This is a genomic window from Synechococcus sp. Nb3U1, assembly GCF_021533835.1.
In the GTDB taxonomy this organism is placed as follows: Bacteria; Cyanobacteriota; Cyanobacteriia; order Thermostichales; family Thermostichaceae; genus Thermostichus.
On record NZ_JAKFYQ010000002.1, the window covers coordinates 385,982 to 403,377 of the forward strand.

The 17,396-nt window shown below is 56.0% G+C and carries 26 protein-coding genes; 3 read left to right on the forward strand and 23 right to left on the reverse strand.

Annotation, left to right across the window (positions count from 1 at the left end):
• Nucleotides 1–31: 31 nt before the first annotated feature.
• Nucleotides 32–487 (reverse strand): hypothetical protein, encoded by a 456-nt coding sequence (locus L1047_RS12275; RefSeq protein WP_235279258.1) that lies wholly within the window; start codon nt 485–487, stop codon nt 32–34.
• 290 nt (nt 488–777) lie between these two features.
• A complete protein-coding gene (locus L1047_RS12280; RefSeq protein ID WP_235279259.1) occupies nt 778–2,187 on the reverse strand; it encodes a flavin monoamine oxidase family protein in 1,410 nt (469 codons plus the stop codon).
• Between the two features lie 200 nt (nt 2,188–2,387).
• Between L1047_RS12280 and L1047_RS12285 the strand changes: the two genes are divergently transcribed.
• The 3 genes from L1047_RS12285 (at nt 2,388) to L1047_RS12295 (ending at nt 4,062) form a co-directional block, all read left to right on the forward strand.
• A complete protein-coding gene (locus L1047_RS12285) occupies nt 2,388–2,723 on the forward strand; it encodes a DUF4342 domain-containing protein (protein WP_235279260.1) in 336 nt (111 codons plus the stop codon).
• A 92-nt stretch (nt 2,724–2,815) separates the two neighbouring features.
• Nucleotides 2,816–3,601, forward strand: a complete 786-nt coding sequence (gene cobS, locus L1047_RS12290; RefSeq protein WP_235279261.1) for an adenosylcobinamide-GDP ribazoletransferase — start codon at nt 2,816–2,818, stop codon at nt 3,599–3,601.
• On the forward strand, nt 3,598–4,062 hold the full coding sequence (locus L1047_RS12295) for a molybdenum cofactor biosynthesis protein MoaE (protein ID WP_235279262.1): 465 nt from the start codon (nt 3,598–3,600) through the stop codon (nt 4,060–4,062). The genes cobS and L1047_RS12295 overlap by 4 nt, the downstream gene beginning before the upstream one ends.
• A 50-nt stretch (nt 4,063–4,112) precedes the next feature.
• On the opposite strand, the gene L1047_RS12300 is transcribed toward L1047_RS12295, so the two are convergent.
• The 21 genes from L1047_RS12300 to rplB all read right to left on the reverse strand — a co-directional run bounded on the left by L1047_RS12300 (nt 4,113) and on the right by rplB (nt 17,338).
• A complete protein-coding gene (locus L1047_RS12300; RefSeq protein ID WP_235279263.1) occupies nt 4,113–5,693 on the reverse strand; it encodes a mechanosensitive ion channel family protein in 1,581 nt (526 codons plus the stop codon).
• Nucleotides 5,694–5,763: 70 nt separating this feature from the next.
• Nucleotides 5,764–6,744: an alpha/beta fold hydrolase gene (locus L1047_RS12305; protein WP_235279264.1), complete on the reverse strand. Its 981-nt coding sequence runs from the start codon at nt 6,742–6,744 to the stop codon at nt 5,764–5,766.
• Between the two features lie 42 nt (nt 6,745–6,786).
• Nucleotides 6,787–7,011, reverse strand: coding sequence for a translation initiation factor IF-1 (gene infA / locus L1047_RS12310; RefSeq protein ID WP_011434173.1), 225 nt, complete (start codon nt 7,009–7,011; stop codon nt 6,787–6,789).
• Nucleotides 7,012–7,124: 113 nt separating this feature from the next.
• The gene (map, locus tag L1047_RS12315; RefSeq protein ID WP_235279670.1) at nt 7,125–7,898 is read right to left on the reverse strand and encodes a type I methionyl aminopeptidase; all 774 of its coding nucleotides are present in this window, start codon (nt 7,896–7,898) and stop codon (nt 7,125–7,127) included.
• Nucleotides 7,899–7,948: 50 nt separating this feature from the next.
• A complete protein-coding gene (locus L1047_RS12320) occupies nt 7,949–8,554 on the reverse strand; it encodes an adenylate kinase (RefSeq protein WP_235279265.1) in 606 nt (201 codons plus the stop codon).
• Nucleotides 8,554–9,852, reverse strand: a complete 1,299-nt coding sequence (secY, locus tag L1047_RS12325) for a preprotein translocase subunit SecY (protein WP_235279266.1) — start codon at nt 9,850–9,852, stop codon at nt 8,554–8,556. Before secY ends, L1047_RS12320 begins: the two co-directional genes overlap by 1 nt.
• 101 nt (nt 9,853–9,953) lie before the next feature.
• Nucleotides 9,954–10,409: a 50S ribosomal protein L15 gene (gene rplO / locus L1047_RS12330; RefSeq protein WP_235279671.1), complete on the reverse strand. Its 456-nt coding sequence runs from the start codon at nt 10,407–10,409 to the stop codon at nt 9,954–9,956.
• Nucleotides 10,410–10,456: 47 nt separating this feature from the next.
• Nucleotides 10,457–10,993, reverse strand: coding sequence for a 30S ribosomal protein S5 (gene rpsE, locus L1047_RS12335; RefSeq protein ID WP_235279267.1), 537 nt, complete (start codon nt 10,991–10,993; stop codon nt 10,457–10,459).
• Nucleotides 10,994–11,113: 120 nt separating this feature from the next.
• Nucleotides 11,114–11,482 carry a 50S ribosomal protein L18 gene (gene rplR / locus L1047_RS12340; protein WP_235279268.1) on the reverse strand — a complete coding sequence of 123 codons (369 nt, stop codon included), beginning with the start codon at nt 11,480–11,482 and terminating at the stop codon, nt 11,114–11,116.
• A 2-nt stretch (nt 11,483–11,484) separates the two neighbouring features.
• Nucleotides 11,485–12,030, reverse strand: coding sequence for a 50S ribosomal protein L6 (gene rplF / locus L1047_RS12345; protein WP_235279269.1), 546 nt, complete (start codon nt 12,028–12,030; stop codon nt 11,485–11,487).
• 26 nt (nt 12,031–12,056) lie between these two features.
• On the reverse strand, nt 12,057–12,461 hold the full coding sequence (rpsH, locus tag L1047_RS12350; protein ID WP_235279270.1) for a 30S ribosomal protein S8: 405 nt from the start codon (nt 12,459–12,461) through the stop codon (nt 12,057–12,059).
• 65 nt (nt 12,462–12,526) lie between these two features.
• Nucleotides 12,527–13,069, reverse strand: coding sequence for a 50S ribosomal protein L5 (gene rplE, locus L1047_RS12355; RefSeq protein WP_235279271.1), 543 nt, complete (start codon nt 13,067–13,069; stop codon nt 12,527–12,529).
• 63 nt (nt 13,070–13,132) lie between these two features.
• Nucleotides 13,133–13,531, reverse strand: coding sequence for a 50S ribosomal protein L24 (gene rplX, locus L1047_RS12360; protein ID WP_235279272.1), 399 nt, complete (start codon nt 13,529–13,531; stop codon nt 13,133–13,135).
• Nucleotides 13,531–13,899: a 50S ribosomal protein L14 gene (rplN, locus tag L1047_RS12365; protein ID WP_235279273.1), complete on the reverse strand. Its 369-nt coding sequence runs from the start codon at nt 13,897–13,899 to the stop codon at nt 13,531–13,533. The genes rplX and rplN overlap by 1 nt, the downstream gene beginning before the upstream one ends.
• Nucleotides 13,896–14,147 (reverse strand): 30S ribosomal protein S17, encoded by a 252-nt coding sequence (gene rpsQ, locus L1047_RS12370; protein ID WP_235279274.1) that lies wholly within the window; start codon nt 14,145–14,147, stop codon nt 13,896–13,898. Before rpsQ ends, rplN begins: the two co-directional genes overlap by 4 nt.
• Nucleotides 14,147–14,368 (reverse strand): 50S ribosomal protein L29, encoded by a 222-nt coding sequence (rpmC, locus tag L1047_RS12375; protein ID WP_235279275.1) that lies wholly within the window; start codon nt 14,366–14,368, stop codon nt 14,147–14,149. The genes rpsQ and rpmC overlap by 1 nt, the downstream gene beginning before the upstream one ends.
• Nucleotides 14,369–14,372: 4 nt before the next feature.
• The gene (gene rplP / locus L1047_RS12380; RefSeq protein ID WP_235279276.1) at nt 14,373–14,846 is read right to left on the reverse strand and encodes a 50S ribosomal protein L16; all 474 of its coding nucleotides are present in this window, start codon (nt 14,844–14,846) and stop codon (nt 14,373–14,375) included.
• Nucleotides 14,847–14,890: 44 nt separating this feature from the next.
• Nucleotides 14,891–15,637 carry a 30S ribosomal protein S3 gene (gene rpsC / locus L1047_RS12385; protein ID WP_235279277.1) on the reverse strand — a complete coding sequence of 249 codons (747 nt, stop codon included), beginning with the start codon at nt 15,635–15,637 and terminating at the stop codon, nt 14,891–14,893.
• Nucleotides 15,638–15,680: 43 nt separating this feature from the next.
• Nucleotides 15,681–16,052 carry a 50S ribosomal protein L22 gene (gene rplV, locus L1047_RS12390; protein WP_268836595.1) on the reverse strand — a complete coding sequence of 124 codons (372 nt, stop codon included), beginning with the start codon at nt 16,050–16,052 and terminating at the stop codon, nt 15,681–15,683.
• 41 nt (nt 16,053–16,093) lie between these two features.
• Nucleotides 16,094–16,375, reverse strand: coding sequence for a 30S ribosomal protein S19 (gene rpsS / locus L1047_RS12395; protein WP_235279278.1), 282 nt, complete (start codon nt 16,373–16,375; stop codon nt 16,094–16,096).
• A gap of 78 nt (nt 16,376–16,453) precedes the next feature.
• Nucleotides 16,454–17,338 carry a 50S ribosomal protein L2 gene (gene rplB / locus L1047_RS12400; protein ID WP_235279279.1) on the reverse strand — a complete coding sequence of 295 codons (885 nt, stop codon included), beginning with the start codon at nt 17,336–17,338 and terminating at the stop codon, nt 16,454–16,456.
• Nucleotides 17,339–17,396: the final 58 nt, after the last annotated feature.

Below are 17,396 nucleotides of genomic sequence, written 5' to 3' on the forward strand. Positions count from 1 at the left end.
CCCCCTTGAAGTAGATGTTGATGCGAAGTCCTCAAGGGGTCGGGCTGGGGAACCCATTGGGAGAAGGGCTGGGGAAGGGACTGGGGCTGGGGGATCCTGTCGGAGAGGGGCTGGGACTGGGCGTTGGCAGAGGCGTGGCCACAATGCGGATCACCCGTTCTCCGGCAGAATGAGGAAACTGAGTCGGGTTCACCAACAGCAGGGATCCAAACCCAGAAATTTGGTTATCTTCCTGGCGGGTACCCCCCGGATCAATGCGGATGCGATCCCCAATTTGGAAACCGACAATGCTGGAAGTGGGCAGACGATTGACTCCAGCGGGGATGGACTGATTAATAAACGTTTCGCCAGGGGAAGAAGGAGGAACCGTGACGGAGCGGCTGCTACTACCACACCCCACCGTAATCGCAGGTAGCAACATCAGAAGTGCTCCCAGCACAAAGCTCACTGTCCAGGTCAACCAAGACCGACGATGTTGACGATTCATAACCACCCCACCAAAACAACACACGCGAAATCAAATACAAAAAGCACCTCGAGGAGAGGAGCCCAAGGCCCTACCTACCTATTTTGTTCAGACTAACTGCCATCTCCTTCCTGGACAATGCCCAGAAGCCTGCCGAGGGTTGAGTGAGATGGTACTCGTTTTCTCGGGTGCAGGCTGTTAAGGTTGCGGGGATCCCTAATTTTCCCCCTCAGTTAGAGGATTTGCACAGAGGATCCCCAACCAAAGACAATCTGATGGGATCCCTGAGTATGGATGGGATGAAGGGGGGGTCAACTAGACCCCATAATCTCCTGAGCAGCCCGGAGTCCGGACAGGTAAGCCCCGTGAGCCGTACCAAAGGCGTGACGTTCTGTTGCCTCTCCAGCAAAAAAGACCTTTCCACTGAGATTTTCGGCTAAGTGCTCCCGCATTTGGGGTGTGCTACCCACAGCATTAAATGAATAAGAGCCGCGAGCAAAAGGATCCGCAAGCCAACGGGTAATTTGATATCCCACAGGATCCATGACATCCTCCCCGAAAAGGCGAGTCAAGCTTTGTAGGGCGCTATCTACAATCTCTCTATCGGTTTGAGATTCCAGGGCGCGACCATAAGCGGCAGCATTAAACCCCAGCAGGATCGGCAACCCCAAAGATGGCACCAAACTGACCCAACTTGTCCAGGCTCCCCGTTGTGGCGACACTTGTTCTATCCAATCCACGCTTTCAGGCCAAAACACCTTTGGAAACCGCAGGTAACATTTGTTCAACACCCCCATCCCCAATCCTTGAATGGCTCTCCGCTTAGATTCGGGTAATTCAGGTTCAAAGGTTACTGAATGGGCCTTAAGCACACCTAGGGGCAAAGTCACAATCAACTTGTCGGCTTGGTAGCTGGTTTGAGGGGTACTTACCACCACCTCGGAGCCAGCCCAACGAATGGCTTTAGCCTCCTCCCCCAACCGGATGGTCAAGCCTGCCGCTAAGTGCTCCACAATCGTTCGATATCCCTGCACAAACAGGGCATCATTCCCATCGTAAGCTTCGGCATCGTCATACCAATGGGTGGAAAGCTCCTCGGCGCTACCTGCATATTGGTGTTCAATCGTACTGGTGAGGACGAAGTTTAACCACTGTTGCTCTTGGGAAGATAGGGCTGAGCCATTGAGGGCGGCTAGCACCGTCGCATGGACGGACTGATCGGGATCCCGACTTTGACCTCGACGCAGCGCATTCTCCACTTGCTCGATCCAATCTTCAAGCTCGGATTCTTCCGCTTCATCCAATGCATTGCCCGCTGGGCCATAGACCCAAGCATTTTCATAATCGGTGGTCACCAAGTCTGCCGAGATAGACTGCGCCAGGGTTGTCAAGGGATTGCCGTCCATGCCATGAATCCAGGACGCACCCATATCCACCGGAGCATCTGCCCAGGTTTGACTGGTCCAAGTGCGGCCACCGAGACGATCCCTCGCTTCTAGCACCTGTACGCCGTATCCCGCTTGGGTCAGGCTTTTCGCGGCAGCTAACCCAGCTAGCCCAGCTCCAATGATCAAAACCGTCGGCTTTTGGGTGGCATGACTGTTCCGAGTGCCCAGGTTGGATCCCAGGCTCAAAAGGGATCCCGCCAGCACCATCTGACTGAGCTTAAGAAGCTTACGACGCTTGATCGTCTTCCCCACAACCCAAGAGGGCATTGTCATGCAGCAGCCCTAATCCATCAGCTCATTCTAGTCATTCTAGTCAGAAGACTCAAAAGAATTGGAGTGCAACAGGGATACCCCACCCCACGGCTGCCTTCAATCTGTTGAGATCAACTGCTTGACCTAATCGCTGCAGGGACAAACCCTCTAGGATAGATATAGTGAATACCGCTGACCCGACGTGAAGGAGGATCTTCAGCATGAACCCAAACGAAACTCCGGATCCCAACATCTCCAGCGAGGATAAAGAGACTTTCCCAGCCCCAATCGAGTACGACGTGGAGGAGTTTAAGATCAGCGGAGATGATTTGCTAGCCAAAATTCGAGAGCTAATCGAAGAAGCCAACGTTCGCCGCATTCTCATCAAAAATGCCGAAGGGCACACCCTGATCGAAATTCCCCTAGGGGTTGGTGTGGCGGCGGGTGTTTTGGGGGCAACTTTGTTCCCTGTTTTGGCGGCTGTCGGGGCGATCGGGGCTCTGGTTGCCAAATTAACAATTGTGGTGGAGCGCACCATTCGAGATGAGGATCCCTAGAGGGGCTGGGGAGGCAAAAGCTTGTCTGTCTGGCCAAGGGATCCGGTTAAAACGGGCCGAATCCATTCCGAACCCAAGAAAGGATTGAGCGATTGCGGCGCTTCTGGGCAGCCCTAACTTTTTACACCACCTTGCCCTTGGGAAGGTCGGAAAACTTGGAGTTCACGGGCATTGCCGCCTGGTTACCAGCGGTGGGCTTGGTCATTGGCGGGATCCTCTGCCTGATCGGGATCCCGTTGCGGGTCTTTCCGGATCCGGTACGGGCGGCTTTGCTGTTGGCGGTATGGGTACTGCTGACAGGCGGGCTGCATTTGGATGGGGTGGCAGATACTGCCGATGGCCTTGCGATCAATATCCATCAAGAAACTCTCCCAAGCGAGGCAGAACCCGGAGTACAAGGATCCCGTCGTCGCTTAGAGGTGATGCAGGATAGCCACACGGGGGCCTACGGGGTGATGGCCCTGATTCTGCTCCTACTGCTGAAATTTGCTGCCCTCACCCATTTGCGAGTTGGGCCATGGTTGCTGTTGGTACCTGCTTGGGGCCGTTGGGGTCAGTTGCTAGCCGTTGCCCTCTACCCTTATCTACGCCAACAGGGATCCGGGCGCTTCTTAAAAGAGTCCACCCCTTTTCCCGCTGCTCTCTGGCCGGGTACAGCCCTGCTGCTAGGTTTGACGGCTGGATTGGCTTGGGCGGGGATCCTGAACGGGCAACTTGTATGGCTCTGGACGATGGGGGCCGCTACCGGGGCCGTTGGAGTTGGGTACTGGATCAACCGTCAGTTAGGGGGACACACGGGCGATACCTACGGAGCCACCTTGGAATGGTCGGAAGCGATAGCATTGCTGTGGGGATCCCTCTTCTGGTCTGGGTCATGACTGCCTTGCCAATGACTGCTCTGCAAACCTCCTTTCAGATTACGCTGGCTCCACTGTCTATCGAGCAAGTGCACGAAAAAGCAGCTCATCCTGGCAATGGTGCTGTGGTGGTCATGAGTGGGACGGTGCGGGACACCACCGACGGTCGCCCTGTGGATCACCTGGAGTATCAAGCCTATGAGCCGATGGCCCTTAAGGTTTTTGCCGATATTGCCCAACACATTCAGTCCCGCTGGCCGGAAAGTAACAGTGTGGTCATTCATCATCGGGTGGGCAAGCTGCACATTGGCGAGATCAGTGTGTTGGTGGCAGTGGGAATGCCCCATCGAGCCGAAGCCTTCGCCGCCTGTCAATTGGCTATCGATACCCTCAAGCATAAGGCCCCAATTTGGAAAAAAGAGCATTGGCGGGATGGATCGAGCGGATGGGTGAGCATTGGCGCTTGTGATGTTGAGCACTAGAGGTTAGGGATCCCCAATGGCCCGACTGATTCAGAGACTGATTCAGAAGCTCAGGAATGCTCCAAAAGCTGCCGTTGCCGTTCCCCCAACCTTTCGGAAGGGAACCTGACAGAGCCAGTTTCAATGCGGATCTGGGGTAAACATTCGGGGTAATGGGTTTGCACGAACTTCAGCATCTGTTCTCGCACATCACAGCGGAGATCCCAGGCCTTGGGCGAATCAACCGCACTGAGCAAGACTCGCAACTCTACGGTTCGCTCCTTCAGTTCCGTCACCTGGAGGCAATAGACTCGCCCATCCCAGAGTGGATGACGCCGCACGATTTCTTCAAACTTTTCCCGCAACACCTCGACCGGGATGGTGTAATCGACGTCCATAAAAATGGTGCCGATGATTGAAGCGGAGGTACGTGTCCAGTTTTGAAAAGGTCGTTCGATAAAATAGCTAATCGGCAGTACCAAGCGCCGCCAATCCCAAATTTTGACCACCACATAGGTGAGGGTAATTTCTTCAATCCAACCCCATTCGTTTTCTACAATCACCACATCATCCAGTCGAATGGGTTGGGTAAAGGCAATTTGGATCCCGGCAAACAGATTCCCCAGGGCCTTCTGCATAGCAAAACCGATGATAATCCCGGCTACACCGGCTGAAGCGATGATCGCCTGTCCGAACTGCCGAACGGCGGGAAAAAACAACAGCACAGCGGCGATGGTGAATAACCCCAGCAAAAATAGACCGATGCGCTGAATCACATGCACCTGGGTGTAGATGGTGCGTGCCCTCAGGTTGTCGGCGGCGGAAATGTCGAACTTGCGCAGGATAATGTCGTCCAAGTTGAGGAAAAACTGGGCGGCCACCCAACCCAGGCTGAGAATGCTCATCACCCAGGACAAAGCTGTGATGTTCTCTTGAAAGGCGGCAGGGACGGGCACCAACTGAAAAAACACCAACACCGCCAACAACGGGGTGATCACCTCTAGGGAACGGGCAGCCGTCGGGATCCAAATGGCGTGCAAAAAGGAGGCTGGTTTGGCCTTGCGAGCCGCGGCTTTGGCCCGATTGCGCACCTGCTCTAGTACCAGCAACATGAACCATACCCCGCCTGCCACCGAAGACCCGACGATCAGGTAGTGCAGCATCCTAAACATTTGCCGCCCTGAGATGCGGTCGTAGCCCTCTAGGTAGCTGAGTAGAGGAGCCATGGCTAGAAAGCCCCCATAAACCCAAATTTGGAAGCTGAGGGGGCGAATCAGACTGATTAACAGGGTGCGGGTGAGAAAGTGGCGGATCCGTCGTCGCCGTTGCGGATGCAGTTCATGTCGAATGCGGCGGCGTACCCCTACCACCAAGCTGCCGATCAGCGCTATTAACACCCCTGTGGCCACCAAGCTCTGCAGTTCCAACGGGATCCCGCTCGGATCGATCCCCATCAGCTGGAGTAGCCCCCGCAGCCCCTGCAAACTGAAGCGGGTGGTGAAATCGGCCACTTGGTTGAGAAATTCCCCTGTGAAGCGGGCGGGCAAAGATTCGGTGGCCTCCTCAGGGGTCAGGATCCCATCCAACAGGGTTTCGCCAGTCTCTTGAACCAGCAGCATCCCTAACGGCCCACGGAGAAGCAACTCCAGCATCAGCAATAGAACCTGTCAAAATCGACCCTACCCTAGCAAGGGATCCGGTTCTCTCCAAAGGGAGGATGCTCTACCCCGGCAGGGCGGGACCAGTTTCAGCCAAAAAGCTCAAAGCCACTGACAAAAACGCCGACGGCGCTTCGATATGGGGGAAAGCGGCTCCTGGCAGTCGATAGATCGGCACTTCAGGTCGCAGGGCCCGATACTGATCTGCTTGTTCTGGGGTTGTGAGACGGTTGCGCTCCCCCCACACTAGGGCCATGGATTTGGACACCACCTGAAAATCTTCTCGAATGGGCAGATTCAGCTTACCCGTCAAAAAGGAACGGGGGGCGAAGTTGGCACCTGCCTGGTGAGCGGCTTGGTAGTAGTAATCCACCACCGCCGCATCCAGAGCATAGTCCGGCGAGAACAGACTTTGTTCTGTGAATAGGCGTACACTCCAGGGAGCGGTGATGCCGTTGTAAAGAGCTAAACCCAGTACCGGCAGGCTCAACAATCCGTAGGCAACTTGAGCCAAAGGGATCCCGACACTGTCTGGCACCAAGCTGTTGTCGCCTAGAGGAGCGATCAGCAGCAACTTGCGCCAGTGCTGAGGGCGCAGCCGGGCCGAGCGCAGGACAAACCCTGCTGAGAGAGAGTTGGCGATGGCGTGGGTGGGTCGCCCGATCACCTGCTCAACAAAATCCTGGATTATCTGGACGTAGAGGTCGCCGGTATATTCCAAATCCGGGCGCTCGGAGTTGCCCCAACCTAGTAAATCTGGGGCATAAACCTGGTGGTGCTGACCCAGCTCTGCCATAATGGCATGAAATTCATAGCTGGAGGATCCGGCCCCGATCCCATGCAATAACAACAGTGGCTGGCCGGATCCCGTGACTTTGTAAAATAGGCGATGACCGCGCCAAAAGTAAACCTTTTCCTCTCCTGGCAACAGACTTTGCAGAGGCTGGGTCTGAGCTGAGATCCAGGCATTGAGGATGGCCAAGATACTGACACCGGCAGCAGTGACCCAGAAGCCAGTTTTGAGAACTTGACTCAGCTCCTTCATACTTCCTTCATACTCAGTGGCCCCAGAACAAAGAGGGGAGATTCATTTTTTCTTGAGGCGGTAGGTGATGCGCCCCTTGTTTAGATCGTAGGGGCTCAGCTCCACCTTGACCCGATCGCCGGGCAGGATCTTGATGTAGTTGCGGCGAATTTTGCCAGAGATGTGGGCGAGTACGTTAAAGCCGTTGTCCAGATCCACCCGGAACATGGCGTTGGGCAGAGATTCCGTCACCACCCCTTCCATTTCAATGGCATCTTCTTTAGACAATGAGCCCTCCTAAAAACGACACAACAGTGGCCCTCAGCCACAGCGACACATTCTGAGCGATACACTCTGCCAGAATGCTTGACCTCTCCATCCTAACTTTTACGGGGGATCCCTCAGGATTGGAAGGGAGTGCGATCCGTCAGGATTTCCGCCCCAGATTCGGTGATTAAAACGGTGTGCTCAAACTGGGCCGACCAAGCGCCATCTACTGTCACCACCGTCCACTGATCCCCCAAGACTCGGGTTGCCTCTCCCCCGGCATTCACCATCGGTTCAATGGCAACGGTCATACCGGAGCGCAGCTTGGGGTTGGGCAAATCGCGGGTGCGGTAGTTGGGAAATTGCGGCTCTTCATGCAGGTTGCGCCCCACCCCATGGCCGACATATTGCTTGACCACCGAGTAGCCCCGCCCCTCGATGTAGTCCTCGATAGCCGCCGAGACATCCTGGAGTAAAATGCCGTGACGTACATGGTCGATGCCTGTTTGCAAGGCTTGGGCGGCGGTATCAATCAAATCCCGGGAAGCCTCACTCAAAGGCTCTAGCCCAATGGTCAGGCAGGAGTCAGCATGCCACCCCTCGACAATGGCGCCAAAATCAACCTTCACCACATCTCCCCCCTGGATCAGCTTGCGTCGGCTCGGGATCCCGTGTACCACTTCATGATTGACACTGACGCACACACAGGCAGGAAAGCCGTAGTAGCCCTTAAAGCTGGGCAAAGCATTCAGTTGGGCCACCCGTTTTTCGGCGTAGGCATCGATATCAGCCGTTGTCCAGCCAGGTTGCAAGCGCTCCGAGATCTCCTGCAGCACTTGAGCCACCACTCGACCGGCCCGCCGCATTTTTTCCACTTCCCGCCGAGATTTGATCTCGATCAGTTGCATACCCCGCCGCTGGGATCCCATTTGGGAGGGGTTTCCGGTTCCTGTCTTAATCATGCTGTCCTCCCGGATCCTGGCTTGCTCGCCTCTGACAAGCCCCGCACTAGCGCCTGAAGATGTTCCTGCACCGATTCCATGGACTGATCGCCGTTCACCCGTTGCAAACGTCCCTTAGCCTCGTAAAAAGCGATCAGAGGGGCGGTTTGTTGCCGATACACCTCTAGGCGCTTCAGGATCACCGCTTCATCTGCATCGTCGCTGCGCCCCTGTTCCTGTCCACGCGCCAGCAGCCGCGCCACCAACACCTGATCCGGCACATCCAGGTTGAGGACGTGATCGTAGTCTTGCCCAAGTTCCTTCAGAAGAGCCTCCAGGGCTTCTGCTTGAGGCAAGGTGCGGGGAAATCCGTCCAAGATCCAACCCTGCTCTGGAGACTGCTGCAACTGCCCTTTCACCATCCCCACCAGCACCGCATCCGGCACCAGTTCTCCCGCATCCATATACACTTTGGCCTGGGATCCCAGGGGAGTTTGGGCTTTCACTTCCGCCCGCAACAGATCCCCCGTGGAGATTTTGGGCATATGGTAAGCAGCCGCTAACCGCTCAGCCTGCGTCCCCTTACCCGCTCCCGGCGGCCCCAAAAAAATTAACCGTGGCACTATTGCTTCACCATCCCTTCGTAGCGTTGCGAGATCACATAGGTTTGGATCTGCTTGGAGGTTTCAATCGCCACCCCCACCAAAATCAGCAGCGAAGTGGCTCCCAACCCTTGAAAGGTGGTAATCCCAGTCGCCCGTTCTACTGCGGTTGGAATGATGGCCACGGCACACAAGAACAGCGCCCCCAACAGGGTGAGTCGATTCAGGATCCCTTCGATGTACTCTGCTGTGGCTTTGCCAGGTCGCACCCCCGGAATGCTGGATCCCATCTTTTTCAGGTTTTGAGAGAGATCCACCGGGTTGATGATCAAAGAGGCGTAGAAATAGCTGAAGAAGAGGATGAGAACAAAGTAGACGGGAATATAAAACCAAGAGGTGGGGGCCAAAAGATTCGCCACCTGCACCAAGGTCAGGTTCTGGGTGTATTGGGCCAGAGCCAAGGGCAGAGACATCACTGAGTAGGCGAAGATGATCGGCATCACGCCCCCTTGATTCAGGCGCAACGGCAGGTAGCTTTTCTGTTCACGGAATAGTTTGTTCCCCACTTGACGTTTGGCGTAGACAATCGGGATCTTGCGGCTGCCCTCCTGGACAAAGACAATGCCGACGATGGTGACAAGAAAAATGACCGTCAGCAAAAGGATGCCCCCAATGCTGCTGCTATCGGCACGGGCCAGGCTAATGGTTTGCCCTAGGGCACGGGGCAAGCTGGCGACGATGTTCACAAAAATCAACAGCGAAGGGCCACTTCCTACCCCTCTTTCGGTAATCAGTTCCCCCAGCCAAACCACGAACATAGATCCCGCTGCCAGGGCCAAGGTGGTGGAGGCGATGAACGCCAATTCGTTGGTGGTGCTAGCAAACTCCCTCACCCAGAAGGAGATACCGATGCCCTGAATGATGGCCCAGCCCAAGGTAACGTAACGGGTGTACTGAGAAATTTGTCGTCGTCCCTGCTCCCCTTCATTTTTCTGCAGGTTCTCCAGAGCCGGAATGGCTGAGGTGAGTAACTGCATGATGATCGAGGCGTTGATAAAGGGCAGGATCCCCAAGGCAAAGATGCCCAGTGCGGAAATCCCCCCACCCGAGAACACGTCCAGCAGCCCAAATACAGGACTGTTGGCGGCTTCTGCCGCAAATCGGGCTCGGTCAATACTGGGGATCGGAATATAAATACCGAGTCGTACCAGCAGTAACAAACCCAGTGTCAGAAATAGACGACCACGCAGCCCAGATGCTTGAGCCATCTGCATAAAAGTCTCTTGGGCAGAGGGGGTAGAGCCTCGTGTATCAACCATAGGAAGGAGAACCTCGCGGGAGCAAAAAAGCAAGGTGAGCTATTTACCACTCTACGCCTCGGGTGGGGCAGTCGGCAAAAACCAGCCGTTTGGGATGAACGTCATCGGGCATTGAGGATCTGTACTTGACCTCCCGCCGCCTCGATCTTGGCTTGGGCGGAGGGGGTGATGGCTGCGGCACTAACCGTCAGAGGGACGCTCACCTCTCCGTGACCGAGAATTTTCAGGGGGCCATCGTTGGTAGTGACGATCCCCAGCTCGATCAAGCTTTCAAGGGTGACTTGGCTACCAGAGGGCAGCTCTGCCAGAGAGCGCAAGTTAATCAGAGTATAAGCCGGGCGCGGCGCGTAGCGAGAGAAATGCTTGAGTTTGGGCACACGCCGATAGAGGGGGGTTTGGCCGCCTTCAAAACCGGGTCGCGTACTGCCCCCCTTGCGAGCCTTTTGTCCACGCATGCCTTTGCCACAGGAGGCGCCCTGCCCGGCGGAGATGCCACGACCCAACCGCCGCCGCCGCCGCGTGGATCCCGCTTGGGGTTGAATGTCTTCCAGTCGCATGGTCACCTCTGCTTCACTGATACACTTTATTGGTTCTTCACTGACTTTCACTTGCTAAACAGACGGCGCACATCGATGTCTCGATCTTGGGCCACCTGCTCAAAGGTTCGCATCCGCCGCAAAGCATCGACGGTGGCACGGGCATTGTTGAGGGGGTTACTGGATCCCAGTTGCTTGGCCAAGCTGTTGCGCACTCCCGCCAGTTCCAGAACGGTGCGTACCGCTCCCCCCGCGATCACGCCAGTACCGGGGGCAGCAGGCATGACCAGTACAGTAGCACCGCCCCCACCCCCGCGCATGGGATGTGGGACAGACAGGCCGTTGGTGAGGGGCACATCGATCAGGTGTTTCTTGCCATCCACAACTCCTTTACGCACCGCCCCGATCACGTCATTGGCTTTGCCCACGCCAACTCCGACTTGGCCGCGCTCATTGCCGACCACCACCACAGCCCGGAAGCTCAGCTTTTTGCCGCCTTTGACCACTTTGGTGACTCGGCGGATCTGGATGACCCGCTCTTGCCACTCGCTTGGTTGCTCTTCGCGGCTTTTCTTGTTTCTACGACGCTCTCTCTGCTCAGCCATGTGCGATTATCCTCAGTGACGCTTGGGATCCCTTGGGTTGTGTATCTGCAATCTGTACCCTGCTCTGTCAACGGAATCTGGATTGCTCCGATCCCTATTGCTGAAGTGTTGAAGCTGCCTTTAAAACTGTAACCCTGCCTCTCGAGCGGCTTCGGCCAAGGCTTGAATGCGCCCGTGATAGAGCTTGCCCCCCCGGTCGAAGACCACCTGGGAAATGCCCGCCTGCAAGGCCCGTTTGGCGACCGATCGGCCGATTAGGGTGGCAGCCTCTTGCGTGGCGGCCCCGATTTCCCCCAACTCCTCCCGCAGCTCGGTGTCGAGGGTGGAAGCAGAGGCCAAGGTATGCTGGGCTACATCGTCGATCACCTGGGCATAGATGTGCTGATGGGAACGAAACACAGCCAAGCGGGGTCGCTCGGGGGTGCCAAAGACTTTGCGGCGAATGCGCCGATGGCGATGTTGGGTGGTGGTTTTGCGGTTGGTTTTCATGGCTATTTCTTCGCTTTTCCAGATTTACCTGCCTTGCGGCGAACTTGCTCCCCTTGATAGCGGATCCCTTTGCCCTTGTAGGGCTCCGGTGGGCGGGTGGCCCGAATGCGTGCGGCGGTATTCCCCACTAGCTCTTTATCAATGCCGGAAACCACAATGGTGGTATTGCCCTCAACGGCGATTTGGATCCCTGGGGGAAAAGGGATCTCCACCGGGTTGCTGTAACCGACGTTCAAAATTAACTGGGTGCCCTGGATAGAGGCCCGGTAGCCCACACCCACCAGCTCCAGCTTACGCTCAAACCCCTTGGATACCCCATCCACCATATTGGCGACCAAAGTGCGGCAGAGGCCGTGCAGTTGGCGGGCCGGACGAGACTCATTCACCCGGCTGACCGTGAGCACCTGTGCCTCCTGATCCACGGAAATCAAGGGAGGCAAGCTACGGGACAGTTGTCCTTTCGGACCTTTCACTGAGATCTGCCGACCTTCAATTTGGATCTCAACCTTGGCAGGAAGGGTGATGGGACGTCTACCGATACGGGACATGGGAATACTCCTGACCAGACAATGATTCAATACACAAAGCAGAGCACTTCACCACCAATGCCGTTCTTACGGGCTTCCCGGTCGGTCATGATGCCGCTGGAGGTGGAAATAATGGCGATGCCAATGCCCCCCAACACACGGGGCAATTCTTTGTGGTTGCGATACACCCGCAGCCCTGGGCGGCTCACCCGCTTCAGACCATTGATGATCGGTTTACGACCTTTGCCCTTATACTTCAACTGCAGCACCAGCTGAGCCTGGATCCCTTCTCCCTCTTCCTTCCATTCGCTCACAAAGCCCTCCTCATGAAGGACGCGAGCGATGTTGCGAGTCATGCGAGTTGCCGGGATCGCCACCGACTCGTGCCGAGCCATTGTGGCGTTGCGAATGCGGGTGAGCATATCGGCGATCGTGTCGTTGGTGTGGGCCATGGGTGGGTCGGTGCTCCTCGGGAGATCGATCAATCAATGCGGGTGTAAACAGTTAAACAATGAGACTAGGAGGTAAAGGGCATGCCAAACTCTTTAAGCAGGGCGCGACCTTCCTCATCGGTTTTGGCGGTGGTCACAATCGAAATATCCATACCCCGCAGCTGGTCAACAGAGTCGTAGCTAATCTCGGGGAAAATGAGCTGCTCTCGAATGCCCAGAGTGTAGTTGCCACGTCCATCGAACGCTTTGGGGCTGATGCCGCGAAAATCCCGGATCCGGGGTAGAGCAACATTGATCAAGCGGTCGAGAAAAGCGTACATGCGTTCCCGCCGCAGGGTCACCATCAACCCCACTGGCATCCCCTGACGAATCTTGAAGCTGGCGATTGCCTTTTTAGCCCGGGTGATCACGGGCCGCTGACCTGTAATGGTACTGAGCTCTGCGATTGAGGATTCCAGGGCTTTGGCGTTCTGAGAGGCATCTCCCAACCCACGATTAACCACGATCTTCTCGATACGCGGCACCTGATGGATGTTGGCGTACCCCAGATCCTTCTGCAGCTTGGGGAGGATAACTTTTGTGTAGTGGGTCTGAAGACGTTGTGGCATGGGGGTTTCTCCTTGCGGCTCTGGGCTGGGTCAGAGCCAAACCAATTTTGAGAAGGAATCGGGTTAGTCGAGGATCTCGCCGGTTTTCTTGAGAACACGGACTTTGCGACCGTCAGCGGTGACTTGATAGCCAATACGGCTGGCTACTTCCTGTTTTTTGGAGTAAGCCATCACCTTACAAACGGGAATGGGGGCTTCTTTGGTTTCAATCGTGCCGCTTTCCCCTTCCCGTTGTGGCTTGCGGTGGTAGGTGACGATATTTACACCTTCTACCAAAACCATATTGCGCTCGGGAAAGGCACGTAGCACCTCGCCAATTTTGCCTTTGTCATCCCCGGAGATGACTTGGACAGTATCCCCTTGCTTGATGCGCATCTTGTATCGCAGCCCATTGCGGTGCTTGCGAATGCCAGGGCGCTCGGTCAATCGCCGAATTTGGCTGGGTTTAAGGGGACGAGCCATTACAGTACCTCCGGAGCGAGTGAGACGATCTTGGTATAGTTTTTCTCGCGCAGTTCACGAGCCACGGGGCCAAAGACCCGTGTGCCACGTGGGTTGCCTTCGTTGTTGATGATCACGACGGCGTTGTCATCGAAGCGGATGCTCATGCCATCAGGGCGACGGATTGTATCAACGGTACGAATGACGACGGCTTTGACAACATCAGATTTTTTGACAGGCATGTTGGGCAGGGCATCTTTGACGACCCCGATGATCACATCTCCCAGGCTGGCGTAGCGGTGGCCACTGCTGCCCAAGACGCGGATGCACATCATCTTGCGTGCCCCGGTGTTATCGGCTACCGTCAACATCGTTTGCTGCTGAATCATAGTTTCTTCACCTCCCGCAGGACTTCGGCTACTTGCCAACGCTTGGTTCGGCTGAGGGGACGAGTTTCGGTAATGCGCACCAAATCCCCCTCTTGACAGCGGCCTTCCTCGTCGTGGGCTTTGAACCGCTTGGTTTTGACGACGATTTTGCCGTACTTGCTGTGGGCAACCCGATCTTCAACGGCAACGACCACAGTCTTTTGCATCTTGTTGCTGACGACGACGCCAACCTTTTCCCGAACAGCCATTATTCCTCCTTGCCTGGGCGCTCGCCCCGCTTGCGTTCCCCTTCAACTGTCAACAGCTGTGCCAATTTGTGTTTGCGTAAACGAATCAAATGGGGTTGGTTCAATTGTCGTGTGGCCAACTGTAGGCGCAGCTCAAACAGTTCTTTCTTAACCGTGTAGATCTCGTTGCTCAACTCTTCGTCAGAGAGGGCACGGGCATCGGCAATTTTGGGCATCGGCATAACGTTACTCTCCTTGGGCAGTGGCGGCGAGTTCTGTAGCAGCGCCTTTGCTGGATTCTTCTTCCGCAAAATCAGCCTTGGTGACAAACTTGACTTTGATCGGCATCTTTTGGGCGGCGAGGCGCATCGCTTCTCGAGCAATGGGTTCTGTGACTCCCCCCATCTCGAAGAGGATACGACCCGGCTTGACGACACAGACCCAAAATTCGGGGTTACCTTTACCGGATCCCATCCGGGTTTCGGCGGCACGCTGGGTGACGGGCTTGTCGGGAAAGATGCGAATCCAGATTTGGCCGCCCCGGCGGATGTAGCGGTTCATGGCACGACGGCTGGCCTCGATTTGTCGAGCGGTGATCCAACAGGGTTCGGTGGCCACCAAGGCGTATTCCCCGAAGTTGATGCGATTGCCTCGGGTGGCTTTGCCTTTCATGCGCCCGCGCTGTTGTTTGCGGTATTTGGTACGTTTGGGGCTTAACATGGCCGTTCCTCAACTGTGAACCGATAGGGATCCCTGGCAAACCCTCAGGCATCTGCTGCTGAGCGGTCTTCAAAGGTGGGCTTGCGCCGTTGCTGCCGACGTTTGGGCTGCTGTAGGGGCGCCTTTTGTTCGGGGCGCTCCTGTCCAGGTAGAACTTCGCCTTTGAAGATCCAAACCTTGACCCCGATGATGCCAAAGGTGGTGCGGGCGACGTGCTCGGCATAGTCGATATCCGCTCGTAAGGTATGTAGAGGGATCCGTCCTTCCCGAGTCCATTCGCTGCGAGCGATCTCGGCTCCATTCAATCGACCGGCAATTTGGATCTTGATCCCTTGCACGCTCGCCCGCTGGGCCCGCTGAATCACTTGACGTACGATGCGACGAAAGGCAATCCGCCGTTCCAACTGCTGGGCAATGTTTTCTGCTAGTAAGGCCGCTTCTGCATCGGCGCGGGTCACCTCCACCACATTGATGCGAATCGCTCGCTCGGTGCCATTCTGGAGGCTGAGTTCTTTCTGCAAGCCCTGGCGTAGAGCTTCCAAGCCGGATCCACCCCGACCGACTATCACCCCAGGACGGGAGGCACGAACCTCCAGATCAATTTGATCGGCTTTGCGCTCGATTTGAATATCCGCCAGGCCGGCACTACTTAGTTGTTTACTCAAGTAGGTGCGAATGCGCTCGTCCTCCTGCAACAGGGCCGGATAGCGAACTGGATCGGCAAACCAGCGGCTGCGATGTTCTTTAATCACGCCGAGGCGGAAACCGTTGGGGTGGATCTTTTGTCCCATGGTGGTGTTGGTTGAAAAGGTAGAGGGCTAGAAGTAGAAAAGTTTAGGATGCTGTTGCCGCTTCGGTTTCCATGGGCCGGACAGCAATGGTGATGTGACAGGTTCGCTTGCGAATTTGGTAAGCACGACCTTGGGCACGGGGACGGAATCGTTTTAGTACCGGCCCTTGATCGGCATAGGCTTGGCTCACCACCAAATCACGGGGATCGAGGCCGTTGTTGTGTTCTGCATTAGCCACCGCTGAGCGCAGCACCTTGCGGATGGGTTCACAGGCGGCATAGGGCATAAACTCCAACAGGATCAGGGCATCGGCATAGGTGCGCCCACGGATTTGATCTAACACCCGACGCACTTTGAAGGGCGATATACGAATGTAGCGAGCTACCGCTTTGATGTCAGATGAAGAATCAGCCATGATGCTCTCCTGTTGGATCACTCTCCGATAGACCGCCTAGTTCAGCGGCGAGACGCTTTTTTATCGCTGCCTGCATGACCTCGGAAGGTACGAGTCGGGACAAACTCCCCCAGCTTGTGGCCAACCATTTGATCGGTGATAAAGAGGGGTACATGTTGCTTGCCGTTGTGAACGGCGATGGTATGGCCGATCATCAGGGGCAGGATGGTGCTGGCCCGCGACCAGGTTTTCAGCATTTGCTTCTCATTGCGCTCATTCATCCGCTCCACTTTGAGAAGCAGTTTGGCATCGACAAAAGGGCCTTTTTTTAGTGAACGTCCCATGAGAACCTCGATAGTCTGGCAAGCGAAAAAGATCGAAAAAGCTCAAAGAGTAGACAGATAGGCTTCTCAAATGGGCTTCTATTGAGCCGCCCGTCCGCCCTTGTTACGACGGCCACCGCGACGACGCCCTCGCACCACCAGCTTGTTGCTGGCTTTGTTGCGTTTGCGCGTTTTGTATCCCAGGGTGGGTTTACCCCAAGGAGTGACAGGGCCACTGCGGCCAATCGGGGCCCGCCCTTCCCCGCCTCCATGGGGGTGATCCACGGGGTTCATCACCGAACCACGTACTTTCGGGCGGCGACCCAACCAACGGCTGCGACCGGCTTTTCCAAGACTGAGGTTGCTGTGGTCAACGTTGCCCACCTGTCCAATGGTGGCGTAGCACTCAGCCCGGATCATGCGCACCTCGCCGGAGGGTAGCTTCAGAGAAACATACTTGCCCTCTTTGGCCACCACTTGAGCCCCAGCCCCGGCAGCACGGACAATTTGTCCACCACGACCGGGATATAGCTCAACGTTGTGTACCACGGTTCCCAATGGGATCCGCTCTAAGGCCATGGCGTTGCCGATCTCAAAGGGGGCCTCGGGCCCAGCCACGATGGTGGATCCCACTTCTAAGTAGCGAGGGGCGAGAATGTAGCGCTTCTCACCATCTTCGTACTGCACTAAAGAAATGCGAGCGTTGCGGTTGGGATCGTATTCGACGGTTTTGACGAGGGCGGGGATCCCTCGCTTATCGCGGCGAAAATCAATCAGTCGATACAGTTGCTTGTGGCCGCCGCCCCGCCGCCGACTGGTGATGATACCGCGGTTATTGCGTCCCTTCTTGCGATGGATAAATTGCAACAGCGATTTTTCCGGTCTGTGGCGCTTACCGTTCTCGTCCCGAGACAGCTCCTCAAAACTGGAAACCGTCATTTGACGGGTACTGGGGGTGTAAGGTCGGAAGGTACGAATGCCCATGGTTGCAGCGGGGGTGGAGGACTGAGTGCAGTTAGCTCAAGGAGGGGAAGGATTCTTG